The 11639-nt window shown below is 63.0% G+C and carries 9 protein-coding genes, 3 tRNA genes and 1 pseudogene; 1 reads left to right on the top strand and 12 read right to left on the bottom strand.

What is annotated here, in order from left to right; genetic code table 11:
* The 4 genes from K225_RS0116090 to K225_RS0116075 form a co-directional block, all read right to left on the bottom strand.
* Nucleotides 1-611 (bottom strand): GTP-binding protein (locus K225_RS0116090; protein ID WP_026435015.1); only part of this gene is annotated, 611 nt, incomplete at its 3' end.
* A gap of 73 nt (nt 612-684) precedes the next feature.
* Nucleotides 685-759 (bottom strand) — tRNA-Thr (locus K225_RS0116085).
* A gap of 64 nt (nt 760-823) precedes the next feature.
* Nucleotides 824-897 (bottom strand) — tRNA-Gly (locus K225_RS0116080).
* Nucleotides 898-966: 69 nt separating this feature from the next.
* A tRNA-Tyr gene (locus K225_RS0116075) sits at nt 967-1052 on the bottom strand.
* A gap of 597 nt (nt 1053-1649) precedes the next feature.
* Between K225_RS0116075 and K225_RS21020 the strand changes: the two are divergent.
* Nucleotides 1650-1814, top strand: a pseudogene (locus tag K225_RS21020) (IS481 family transposase); the annotation flags it as partial.
* A gap of 84 nt (nt 1815-1898) precedes the next feature.
* On the opposite strand, the gene K225_RS0116065 reads toward K225_RS21020, so the two are convergent.
* The 8 genes from K225_RS0116065 to K225_RS0116030 all read right to left on the bottom strand — a co-directional run bounded on the left by K225_RS0116065 (nt 1899) and on the right by K225_RS0116030 (nt 11637).
* Entirely contained in the window at nt 1899-3092 is a 1194-nt protein-coding gene (locus tag K225_RS0116065) for an acetyl-CoA C-acyltransferase (protein ID WP_026437358.1), read from the bottom strand.
* A 93-nt stretch (nt 3093-3185) separates the two neighbouring features.
* Nucleotides 3186-4169, bottom strand: a complete 984-nt coding sequence (locus K225_RS0116060; RefSeq protein WP_081679716.1) for a tripartite tricarboxylate transporter substrate binding protein — start codon at nt 4167-4169, stop codon at nt 3186-3188.
* Nucleotides 4170-4343: 174 nt separating this feature from the next.
* A complete protein-coding gene (locus tag K225_RS0116055) occupies nt 4344-5117 on the bottom strand; it encodes an SDR family NAD(P)-dependent oxidoreductase (protein ID WP_026437356.1) in 774 nt (257 codons plus the stop codon).
* Nucleotides 5114-6631, bottom strand: coding sequence for an AMP-binding protein (locus K225_RS0116050; RefSeq protein WP_026437355.1), 1518 nt, complete (start codon nt 6629-6631; stop codon nt 5114-5116). The genes K225_RS0116055 and K225_RS0116050 overlap by 4 nt, the downstream gene beginning before the upstream one ends.
* Before the next feature lie 79 nt (nt 6632-6710).
* Nucleotides 6711-7883 (bottom strand): acyl-CoA dehydrogenase family protein, encoded by a 1173-nt coding sequence (locus K225_RS0116045; protein ID WP_026437354.1) that lies wholly within the window; start codon nt 7881-7883, stop codon nt 6711-6713.
* A 51-nt stretch (nt 7884-7934) separates the two neighbouring features.
* Nucleotides 7935-8909, bottom strand: coding sequence for a tripartite tricarboxylate transporter substrate binding protein (locus tag K225_RS0116040; protein WP_026437353.1), 975 nt, complete (start codon nt 8907-8909; stop codon nt 7935-7937).
* 75 nt (nt 8910-8984) lie between these two features.
* Nucleotides 8985-10388 carry a dihydrolipoyl dehydrogenase gene (gene lpdA, locus K225_RS0116035; RefSeq protein ID WP_026437352.1) on the bottom strand — a complete coding sequence of 468 codons (1404 nt, stop codon included), beginning with the start codon at nt 10386-10388 and terminating at the stop codon, nt 8985-8987.
* Nucleotides 10389-10398: 10 nt separating this feature from the next.
* Nucleotides 10399-11637, bottom strand: a complete 1239-nt coding sequence (locus K225_RS0116030; protein ID WP_026437351.1) for a dihydrolipoamide acetyltransferase family protein — start codon at nt 11635-11637, stop codon at nt 10399-10401.
* Nucleotides 11638-11639 lie beyond the last annotated feature (2 nt).

Below are 11639 nucleotides of genomic sequence, written 5' to 3'. Positions count from 1 at the left end.
GTGGGGATGTAGGTGTCCAGGGCTTCGGCCAGCTTCATGATGGCTTCTTCACCCAGCTTGCCCTTGTCGCCTTCCAGGGCGAGCTTGGCGGAACCGCGGATGATCGGGGTGTCGTCGCCAGGGAAGTTGTACTTGTCGAGGAGTTCGCGCACTTCCATTTCGACGAGTTCGAGCAGCTCTTCGTCGTCCACCATGTCGCACTTGTTCAGGAACACGATGATGTAGGGCACGCCCACCTGGCGGGCCAGCAGGATGTGTTCGCGGGTCTGGGGCATGGGGCCGTCAGCGGCCGAGCACACCAAAATGGCGCCGTCCATCTGGGCTGCGCCGGTGATCATGTTCTTCACGTAGTCGGCGTGGCCGGGGCAGTCCACGTGGGCATAGTGGCGGTTGGCCGTCTCGTATTCCACGTGGGCGGTGTTGATCGTGATGCCGCGGGCCTTTTCTTCAGGTGCCGCGTCGATCTGGTCGTAGGCCTTGGCTTCGCCGCCAAACTTGGCCGACAGCACCGTGGCGATGGCCGCCGTCAGCGTCGTCTTGCCATGGTCCACGTGACCGATCGTGCCCACGTTGACGTGGGGCTTGGTGCGCTCGAATTTGCCTTTTGCCATTTTTCCGACTCCGAAAAAAATCTATGCCAACAAAACAGGATTTCGGCGCAACCGAATTCGGACGCACCAGAATTGGTGCCCATGGCGGGAATCGGACCCGCGACCTCTCCCTTACCAAGGGAGTGCTCTACCACTGAGCCACATGGGCCATTTGGAACCACCGAAGCAGCACCAAAGACTTTTTCAAACTCTACAAACCAGCCAACAGACAATGGAGCGGGAGACGGGAATCGAACCCGCGTCATTAGCTTGGAAGGCTAGGGTTCTACCATTGAACTACTCCCGCATCAGCAGCCTTCACCGCATCTGCGCCGCCCAGCACTTGCCAGGCATCACCGACATATCATCCAAAAACTGGTGGAGGGGACTGGATTCGAACCAGTGTAGGCGTAAGCCAACAGATTTACAGTCTGCCCCCTTTAGCCACTCGGGCACCCCTCCGAAGAATTTCGAATTATAGCACTGATTTCAGCCTCTACGAGACACCTCACAAACACCTGAAGGGTCTGAAAGCAGAAAATTGCTGCGCATCAGCTGCAATTTTTCCACTTCAACACTCGAAAACCGATGCAACCCGTTGATTACAAAGGTATCCAGCGCACCCAAGAGGGACATTCTAGCCGCGGATCTACGCCCAATTGACTCAAATTGTCGCGCTTGGCTTGCAAAAACTGCCCGACATGCCCCCTGAGCTGTTGACTCTCGGCCGCTAGCGTCTTGTTCCTGCACGGATCTCCGCCCAGGGAAATCGAGAGGCCGCATGTTGACAAGCACGCCTACAACTCCCTCAGCAGCCTCATTGACTCCAAGCATCCGAAGCCTCCAGGTGCACCTCTATCCACCCGGTGCCATGGTGGAGCGGAAGGGTTCAACCGACATACGCGCGGTGAACAAGAACATCACCCCGCTGGAGGAACAATGACCGGCAGTGCACTCAGCAGGAAATGGTGAGCGGCTGTGCGGGAAAACTTCGCGCCTGCTTCAATGGACTCAAGGGCTTCCCCGATGCCATCAAAGCGGGTGTTCCCCAAGACGGTGGGCATGGAGCAGGCCTTGCTGCGCCATGTGGCCTTGTACAACCACCAACTGCCGCAGTCAGCGCTCCAAAGCAAAACGCCGATGCAGGCCATGAAAGACCGGCACCAGACTCAACCGCATCTGCTCCACAAGCGGCCATATGATCGGCCAGGATACGGCAGCTGAATAGTGGTGATGAAGTGCAAACCATCGAATACGCTGACGCAAAGCATCGCCCCTTTCCGCTGCCTCGGACATGGTCATGCTGCCTCAAAAAATTTCGAACAGACCGGCTGCACCCATGCCACCACCGACACACATGGAGACCACTCCCCATTTCGCCTTGCGGCGCTGGCCTTCCAGCAACAGATGACCCGCCATGCGGGTGCCGCTAACACCGAAGGGGTGACCGATGGCGATGGCTCCACCATTGACATTCAGGCGCTCGAGGGGAATACCCAGCCGCTTCTGGCAATACAGCACCTGCGAGGCGAAGGCTTCGTTGATTTCCCATAGATCGATATCGTCCACGTTCAATCCAAAGCGCTTGAGCAGTTTAGGAATGGCGAACACGGGGCCAATACCCATCTCATCGGGTTCGCACCCCGCCACGGCAAAGCCACGGAAAGCGCCCATGGCCCGAAGGCCCCGGCGCTCGGCTTGCTTGGCTTCCATCATCACGACGGCAGCGGAGCCATCCGACAACTGGGACGCATTGCCGGCGGTCACGTATTGCCCCTCGCCACGCACAGGCTTGAGCGCCAACAGGCTCTCGAGCGTGGTCTCCGGACGGTTGCAAGTGTCCTGCGTAACTTCCACGGCTTGGCGCGAGGTCGCACCCGTCACTTTGTCCACGACTTCCATTTCTGTTGTCACACGGATGATCTCCGAGGAGAACAGGCCTTCTGCCTGCGCCTTGGCGATGCGCTGCTGGCTGCGCTGCGAAAAAACGTCCTGCTCGTCGCGGGTGATGCCATAGCGGCGGGCCACGATGTCGGCCGTTTCGATCATGGGCAGATACACGGACGGCTTGTGCGCCAACAGCCAAGCATCCAAGTCTTTGGCGTCTTCGGCAGGACTGCGGGCCATGCTGCGAGTGCCCGTCACGCTCTCCACTCCACCGGCGATCGCCACCTCCACGCCGTCCAGAGCAATACGCCCAGCCAACATGGCAATCGACTGCAGGCCAGAGGAGCAGAAGCGGTTAATGGTCGCTCCACTGACCGTCACGGGTAGACCTGCGCGGTGCGCAGCGAGATGCGCGACGTTTTTCCCGGTGCGCCCGTAGGGGTTGGCACAGCCCAGAATCACGTCATCGACGCTGGCCCCGTCGACGCCAGCGCGCTCGACGGCTGCCACGATGGAAAGCGCGCCAAGTTCCGGGCCTGACATGGTGTTGAATTCGCCACGCAACGCCTTGGTGAGGGGCGTGCGGGCGTAAGAAACGATGACGGCTTCACGCATAGTTGATCGATTTCCGTTGCGATGGGGTAATTGCAAAAGTACAGGGCGAGGGCCAAGTTCTCAGGAAGGCCGACCGAAACAGCCTGGGAGGCTTCAGTTGTCGAGACTGATGTTGGCTTTACGAGAAATCGCCCCATAAACGGAGATTTCACTTTCAATGAGCGATTGGAATTGCGCCGGTGTGCTTCCTACCGGGCCAAAACCCATGCTCTGGAGACGTGCGGACAACTCCTGGCCTCTCACGGCGTTGGCGATCTCCTTCGAGATGCGATCGACCGCTTCTTTCGGTGTGCCCGCTGGCGCCATCAAGCCGATCCAGGAGCTTTGGACGATATCGGGGAAGCCTGCCTCGGCCATGGTGGGCACATCCGGAGCACACTCACACCGCTTGGGCAAGCTCACTGCCAGCACCTTCAGCTTGCCGGCCTTCACCTGGGGCATACCGCCGCTGGCAGGATCAAAAAAATAGTCCACCAGACCAGCCATCAAATCAGGCATGGCCTTTGCGCTACCGTTGTATCCAACATGCACGCCCTTGAGATTGGCGGACAAGGAAAACATCTCCCCCAGCAAATGGCCGGTGGATCCCGGCCCGGTGGAGGCATAGCTGGGTTGTTTTTTATGGGCCCATGCCACGAATTCAGCCACATTGCTGACAGGCGTCGCAGCACTGGTGTACAGGAACAATGGAATGTTGACCATATGACTGACGGTCGCGAAATCCGTAGGCTTGTACGGCAGATTCTTCACCAGCACCCGGTTGGTTGTATACGCAGCCGGCACGACCCCGAAGGTATAACCGTCTGGCGTAGCACGTGCCAGCGCAGTCGTGGATACCGTGGTATTGGCGCCCGGCTTGTTCTCAACCAGGACGGGCTGGCCAAGCGACTTGGAAACCGTTTCCATCAACATGCGGGTGACAGTGTCCACCGGCCCCCCTGCCGCGTATGGCACAAACACCTTGAGAGGCTTGGTGGGCCATTCGTTGGCCCAGGTAGCCCCACACGACAACACCATCGCCGCCCCGGCCAAAAATGAGAGGCTGTTCCGACGGTTGCGCAACACGGATTGATTCATGCTTGTCTCCTGTTAATTCTTCATCGAGATTTCAGCAACGAAACCGATGGAAAGGGTTCGATTACTGACCGGGTTGAATCATGGCTCTGGGAAGAGGTATCTCATGTGCCAAGAATTCCTCATCCCTGGAGCATGGCGGCTCTTCTTGCCAAACTGAATGCGGTTTTCCGCATCTCAGCGCAGTCCTCCATAACATCCCCACGACCCAGCCACCAGGTGGCCGGCATCTACTGGGAGATTGATTCCGGTGATCGCTGAGGCCCAGTTCGACGCGAGGAAAGTCACAGCATGTGCGATCTCGTCGGCATGGACCAAACGCCCCAGCGCCGAATGACTGGACAATGCCCGAACCTCCAAGGCACGGGTCGCAAAGCCTTTATCGAGTGCTGGCGTTTGCGTGAATCCGGGGGACACGCAATTGACGCGAACGCCCTTGGGGCCCCATTCGCCTGCCAAGCATTCCGTCAGATTGATGACGCCAGCTTTGGACGGCGCGTAGGAATGCAGCGGCCCCGAGCGCATGCCGGCAACAGAAGCGATGTTCACAATCGCGCCCTGACCTCGCTGCGCCATGCGCGCTCCGAAACGTGCACAGCACAGATAGGTCCCGCGCAGATCGATCCGCGCGACGAAGTCCCACTCCTTGAGTGTCAACTCCCCCGGTGGCAGCGTACGCTGCAGAACACCAGCGCAGTTCACCAGCACATCGACGAAACCCAGCCGCCCCTCGATGTCGGCCGCGGCCCCATCCACAGATGACTCCTCGCCGACATCCATCGCCACTGAAAGGGCATCCAGTTCGGCTGCGACCCGCTGTGCTGCTTCCAGGTTCTTGTCGGCAATCACCACCTTCGCCCCGCATGCGACCAACTGCCGCGCACAAGCCAGCCCGATGCCGCTGGCCCCACCCGTGACAAGCGCCGTTTTTCCAGCAAGATCGATGGTCATGAACGCTCCTTGCCAGCCAAACCTGCCAGCTCCTCACGCAGCGTCCGTTTGAGCACCTTGCCCGAGGGGTTGCGAGGCAGCGCTTCCCGCAACTCCAGTTGCTTGGGTGTCTTGAATCCTCCCAGCCGGCCCGAGCAGTAGCTGCGCAGCTCCTCCAGCGTGAGGCCCGTTCCAGGGCGGAGCACCACCACGGCCGTGACGCATTCACCCCATCGCTCATCAGGCACGCCGATCACCGCAGCCTCTGCGACCTGCGGCAACTGGTGCAGCACGCGCTCCACCTCGGACGAGGCGATGTTTTCTCCACCGCTGATGATCATGTCCTTCTTGCGGTCGGTGAGATACAGGAAGCCTTCCGTGTCCAGGTACCCGATGTCGCCGGTGCGGAACCAGTCACCCCAGAAGCTCGCGCGGGTCTTGGCCTCGTCGCGCCAATAGCCTCGCGTGACCTTGGGGCCGCGCAGGCAGACCTCACCTTCGGTGCCTGCCGGCAATGGCTGGCCATCGCTGTCCATGATGGCCAGTTCGACATGCGCCAGGGCGCGTCCGGTGGAGCCGATCTTCTCGATCTCGCGCCCGGCCTCCATCAGGGTGTCGCCCGAGCAGGACTCCGTCAGGCCATAGGCATCGATATACCGCGCCCGGCGGAACACGCTGGTGAACTCGCGGATGCGCTCTTCCGGCGTGCGCTCTCCACCGCCGACCACCCACTTGAGGCTGTCGAGCGCATGTACCGACCGGGCCGGGCTGGCAAGGCAACGGTTGAGCATCACCGGAGCCATCCAGGTACCTGTGATTTGCTCGCGCTCGATCAATGCCAAGGCCCGCTCGGCATCGAAATCGCGCTCAAGCACCAGCGCGCCCCCCAGCAGCCACAGCGCCACCCCCGGCAGATCATGGGCGCCCACATGGTAGAGCGGGCCAACCACCAGCAAGCGGTCGTCGCGCCCCATACCGAGCGCCGTGATGTGATCCATGCACTTCCAGGCCATGTTGCCGTAGGTGTGCATCACGCCTTTGGGACGGTCGGTCGTGCCGCTGGTGTACATCAGGCGATACAAGGTGTCCGGGGTCGCCGTGTGGGTCAGGGGCACATGCTGCACAGACTGCCGATACAGCAATCGGCTGTCACGCTGCGCTGCGGCATCCACCAGCAGCGTTGCCAGGCCATCGGGCACACCCGCCTGCAATTCATCGTCGGCAAAGAGAAACTTCACGCCGGCATGGTCTGCGATGTACCCCACCTCTTCCGCGCCCAGCCGGTAATTCACCGGCAACAGCACGGCGCCCACATGGGAGATGGCCAGTGACAACTCCAGAAAGGCGGCACTGTTCTTCATCAGCAGGGCGACCACATCGCCCGCGACGATGCCTTGTGCTTGCAGCATGGCGGCGGCATGATCCACGCGCTGCTGCAGATCCGCGTATGTCAATCGCTGCTCGCCGTACACGAGTGCCAGACGCTCGGGTTGCGTGCGGGCCCACCAGGCCACGCTGGCTGAGACTGAGACCATCAGGAAACTCCTTGTTCACCGCCACCGCGCACCGCCCCATGGCGCCGCGCAGCTTCTCCGTACTTTTTTGGCTTGTGTTTCAGTAGCCCTTGGGCATCTTCAATTCGTGGTTGGCCACGTAGTTCAGCAGCATCTCTTCCGACACGGGCGCGAAGCGGAACAGGCGGCAGTCGCGCCACAGGCGCTCCACATGGAATTCCTTGGCATAGCCCATGCCCCCCATGGTCTGCATGGCGCGCTCGGTGGCACGGGCCACCGCCTGGGCGGCAATCAGCTTGGCCGCATTGGCCTCGTTGCTGTAAGGCAGCCCCATGTCGAAATTGGTCGCGGCCTTGTAGTTGAGCAGGCGCGCCGATTCCACCTCCACATGGCACTGCGCCAACGGGAACTGCAGGCCCTGGTAGGCACTGATGGGGCGGCCGCCGAACACCTTGCGGTCGTTGGCGTAGTCCACGGCCAGCTTGATGGCCAGCTCGCCCGTGCCCACCAGGCCGGCGGTGGTCACCATGCGCTCGGTGTTCAGCACGTCCAGCAGTTCACGCCAGCCCTTGTGCAGCGTGCCGATCAGCTCATCGGGCTCCACGCGCACGTTGTCGAAAAACACGCTGCTCGAATCCAGGGTGCAGGTGCCCAGCTTGTCGATGGGTGTGTGGCTCAGCCCCTCGCGCTTCACGTCGATCATGAACATGGTCAGGCCGTCGGTGCGCGACTCGGCATCCTGCAGCTTCTTGGTGCGGGCGATCACCAGCATCTTGTCGGCCGACTCCACGCCCGTGATCCAGATCTTGCGTCCGTTGAGGCGCCAGCCGTCACCATCGGCGGCGGCGAAGGTCTTGATCTCCAGGGTGTTGGTGCCGGCGTCCGGCTCGGTCAGCGCCATGCAAAAGTTCATCTCACCGCTGATGACCTTTGGCAGCAACTCCTTCTTCATCTTGTCGTTGCCGAAGCGCGATATGGAAACACCACCGAAGATGGGGTTGACCATGAACAGCTGCCCCACGGTGGAGCCACCGCCCGTGGCCGACAGCGCCTCGACGATGAGTGTCATTTCCATCATGCCCAGGCCGCTGCCGCCATGCGCCTCGGGCAGCGCCACGCCCGCCAGGCCTGCATCGCACACCGCCTTCCAATACGCCTTCGGAAAGGCTTTCTCGGCATCGTGCTTGCGCCAGTACTCCAGGCCGAAACCCTCGCCAATCTGGCGCGCGGTCTCGATCATCATGCGCTGTTCGTCATTGAGTCGGAAGTCCATGGTGTCGCTCTCGTGAAGGTAGGAAGATGCGGCGGCGCGCCGCGCTGGGAATTACTCGGGCTGGATGCCGGCGGACTTCGCCAGGGCCTTCCAGCGCTCGATGTCGTCGCGCAGGAAAGCCTGGGATTGCGCGGGCGTATCGGCCACGGGCTCCAGACCCTCGTTGCTCAGCCATTTGCGCATTTCGTCGGATTTCAGAATGGCGACCATCTCTTTGTTGAGCCTTTCCACAATCGGTGCCGGCGTTTTGGCGGGCACGTACATGCCGTACCAGACCGCGGTGTCAAAGCCAGGCACGCCCCCTTCGGCCACGGTGGGCATCTGCGGCCACAGGCTGGTGCGCTGCGCCGTGGTCACGGCCAGCGCGCGCATCTTGCCGGCCTCGGCATATTTCTTGGCCGTTGCCAGCGGGTCAATGACCATTTGCACCTCGTTGCCCATCAACGCCGTGAGTGCAGCGCTTGCGCCCTTGTAGGGCACATGGGTCAATGGCAGCTTGGCCATGGTCTTGAAATACTCCGACGCGAAATGCACGGAAGTGCCCACACCAGGCGTGCCGAAATTCACCTTGCCAGGGTTGGCCTTGGCATAGGCCATCAGATCGCCCACGCTCTTCACCGGCAACTCATTGCTCACCACCAGCGCAAACGGCCCCCGGACCACGGTCGTGACGGCAGCCAGATCCTTGGTCACGTCGTAGGGCAGCTTGGACTTGATGGCGGGCTCGGTGGCAATGGCGCCGCTGTGCAGCAGGATGGTGGTGCCATCGGCATCTGCGCGCACCGTCGCTTCGGTACCGATGGAGCCTCCCGCACCGGCCTTGTTGTCCACGATCACCTGGCGCCCCAGCCGCTCGCCCAGCTGCTGCGCCAGCTTGCGGCCCAGGATGTCCGATGTGCCACCGGCCGAATACGGCACGATGATGCGCATTTGCTTGCCTTCCGCGATGGGCTGTGCCTGCGCCGAAGTCCCCAGAACGGCCACGGCCGCAGCGGCCAGGGTGAGTGTTTTACGCAAAAAAGTCATGCTTGTCTCCTTGGATTGAAATTGGCCACCGGGTGGTCTGCGCCCCCATGTTGTGCCCGCTAGAAATCAAAACTTTCAGATATGCAGCGCCCGCCCATAGGCCGCCAGCACGGCCTCATGCATCGCCTCGCTCAGGGTGGGGTGCGGGAAGATGGTTTCCATCAGCTCCGCCTCGGTTGCCTCCAGGGTCGCTGCCAGCGTGTAGCCGTGCACCAGCTCGGTCGCCTCCGGGCCCACCAGATGGGCGCCCAGCAATTCGCCCGTGGCTTCGTTGAACACCGTCTTGATGAAGCCTGCGGCCTCGTCGATGGCGATGGCCTTGCCATTGCCCTCCAGTGGGAACTTGCCCACGCGCACCGGGGCGCCCGACTGCCGCGCCTGTGCCTCGGTCAGGCCCACTGCGGCGCTTTGCGGGTAGCTGTAGACGCATGAAGGAATTGGCGCGTGGTGCTGCGCTCCCGAGCGCAGGCCGGCGATATGCTCCACGGCCGCAACCCCCTCGTGGCTGGCCTTGTGGGCCAGCATGGGCGCGCCCGTGATGTCGCCGATGGCGTAGATGCCGGGCTCGGCGGTCACGCCCCAATCGGCCGCCTGGATCAGGCCCTGCTCCACGACCACACGCGTATGTTCCAGTCCCAGGCCTTCGGAATTGCCCACCAGCCCCACCGCCACCAGCACCCGCTCGGCCTGCAGTTGCCGGCTCGCACCTCCCTGCTCCACCGTCAGCTGCACGCCATCGGCCTGCACCCGGCCAGCCACCAGCCTGGCGGCGGTCAGGAACTGAATGCCGCCCCCGGCCATCGCCTGCTGGGCGAAGGCGCTCACTTCCTCATCGCTGGCGGGCAGCACGCGGGTGGCCGCCTCCAGCACCGTCACCTGCGTGCCCAGCGTGGCGTAAAAGCTCGCGAACTCCATGCCGATGGCGCCGGCACCAATCACCACCAATGACTTGGGCAATGCCCTGGCCGACAGGGCATCGCGGTAGCCCCAGACGCGCTCGCCGTCAAACGGCAGCATGGGAAGTTCGCGCGCCCGCGCCCCGGTGGCGATGAGCACATTCTTCGCCTGCAGCATTTGCTGCTGGCCCTCGCCATCCGTCACCCGCACCTGCTTGCCGGGCTGCAAGGCGGCCGTGCCCATGAAGACGGTCACACCGGCTTTTTTGAGCAGATGCGCCACGCCACGGTTGAGGCGCTGCGAGACCTGGCGCGAGCGCGCCACGACCTTGCCAAAGTCCACCTGCGGCTCGGACACCGTGATGCCCTGCGCACCCGCATGGCGGATGCGGCGCAGGGTGTCGGCCGAGTGCAGCAACGCCTTGGTGGGAATGCAGCCCCAGTTCAGGCAGATGCCCCCCAGGCTTTCGCGCTCCACCAGCGCGGTGCGCAGCTTGAGCTGCGCGGCACGCAGCGCAGCCACGTAGCCGCCGGGGCCACCGCCGATGACGACCACATCGAAGTGCTGTGCTGGTTGAACCATCACACCCACCTCACGCCACCAGCAAGCCCATGGGCTGTTGCAAGGCCTGCACCACGAGCTTGAGGAATTTCAAGCCGCTGACACCATCGAGCACGCGGTGGTCGGCTGAAAGCACCATACCCATCTCACGTCGGATGACGGGCTGGCCGTTCTGGTCGGGGCGGAACAGCTCGCGGATGCTGCCCACGCCAAGAATCATCGACTGGCCGGGGTTGATGATGGACGTCATGTACGTCACGTCGTGCATGCCGGCGTTCGACACGGTGATGGCACCGCCCTGCATGTCGGCGCTGCCCAGTCGGCCCGCCTGCGCCCGGCCGATCAGCTCGCCCGCCTGCTGGGCCAGTGCGCCCAGCGGCTGCCGGCCCACGCCGCGCAGCACCGGCACCAGCAGGCCCTTGTCGGTGTTCACCGCCATGCCCACGTCGGATCCGTCCAGGCTCAGGATGCCCTCGTCCGTCCACACACGGTTCACCTCGGGCATGGCCTCCAGGGCCTGGCCCACGGCAGCCAGCACGAAATGGTTGAGTGTCAGGCGCTGGCGGGTCTGGGCCGCATTGATCTGCCCACGCAAGGCCATCACGGCGCTCATCTCGGCCTCCACCGCCAGGTAAAAGTGCGGCACCTGCTGCTTGGCCGCCGTCAGGCGCTGGGCCACGGTGCGCTCCAGGTTGCTGGGGGCGCGCAGCGCACCATGGGCAGGCGCTACCACTGCCGACGGTGAATGTTGAGCGCTATTGGCCTCCCCCCCTTGTTCCGCAAGCGCCAATCGCTCCACTTTTGCAAGCACATCCCTGGCACGGATGCGGCCTCGGGGGCCGGAACCGGCGACATCGCCCAGGTCCACGCCCTGCTGGGCTGCCAGGCGGCGCGCCAGCGGGGTGACGGGGATGCGCTGGCCGCTCGGCACCGTGGCCACCAGGGCGGCAACCAAGGGGAGCGCGCCAGCGGCGGCAGCAGCATGCGTTGGGACAGGCGGCACGCTGGGGGCCGGCACACCCTCGCCGACCAGGCCATCGTCCCAGTAGCCGATCACCGTGCCGCAGGGCAGGTTCTCGCCCGCCTGGGCGGTGACTTCCAGCAGCACGCCGTCGGCTTCGGCACCGATCTCGTTGGCAGCCTTTTCCGACTCGATCACGAACAGGCCCTGGTCCGCCTTGAAGGCCTCACCGGGCTGAACCATCCATTCGACCAAGACCCCCTCGGACATGGTCAGTCCGAGCTTGGGCACCAGGAGTTCACGGCGCATGG

It is taken from the genome of Acidovorax sp. JHL-9, assembly GCF_000426205.1.
In the GTDB taxonomy this organism is placed as follows: Bacteria; Pseudomonadota; Gammaproteobacteria; order Burkholderiales; family Burkholderiaceae_C; genus Acidovorax; species Acidovorax soli.
The sequence above is the reverse complement of the archived record's forward strand: the minus strand, read 5'-3'. Positions and strand labels throughout refer to the sequence as shown.

Excerpts from the sequence above, each read along its gene's own strand:
- K225_RS0116065 (WP_026437358.1), bottom strand. The coding sequence starts at position 3,092 with ATGCGTGAAGCCGTCATCGTTTCTTACGCCCGCACGCCCCTCACCAAG.
- K225_RS0116060 (WP_081679716.1), bottom strand. The coding sequence starts at position 4,169 with ATGAATCAATCCGTGTTGCGCAACCGTCGGAACAGCCTCTCATTTTTG.
- K225_RS0116055 (WP_026437356.1), bottom strand. The coding sequence starts at position 5,117 with ATGACCATCGATCTTGCTGGAAAAACGGCGCTTGTCACGGGTGGGGCC.
- K225_RS0116050 (WP_026437355.1), bottom strand. The coding sequence starts at position 6,631 with ATGGTCTCAGTCTCAGCCAGCGTGGCCTGGTGGGCCCGCACGCAACCC.
- K225_RS0116045 (WP_026437354.1), bottom strand. The coding sequence starts at position 7,883 with ATGGACTTCCGACTCAATGACGAACAGCGCATGATGATCGAGACCGCG.
- K225_RS0116040 (WP_026437353.1), bottom strand. The coding sequence starts at position 8,909 with ATGACTTTTTTGCGTAAAACACTCACCCTGGCCGCTGCGGCCGTGGCC.
- lpdA (WP_026437352.1), bottom strand. The coding sequence starts at position 10,388 with ATGGTTCAACCAGCACAGCACTTCGATGTGGTCGTCATCGGCGGTGGC.
- K225_RS0116030 (WP_026437351.1), bottom strand. The coding sequence starts at position 11,637 with ATGCGCCGTGAACTCCTGGTGCCCAAGCTCGGACTGACCATGTCCGAG.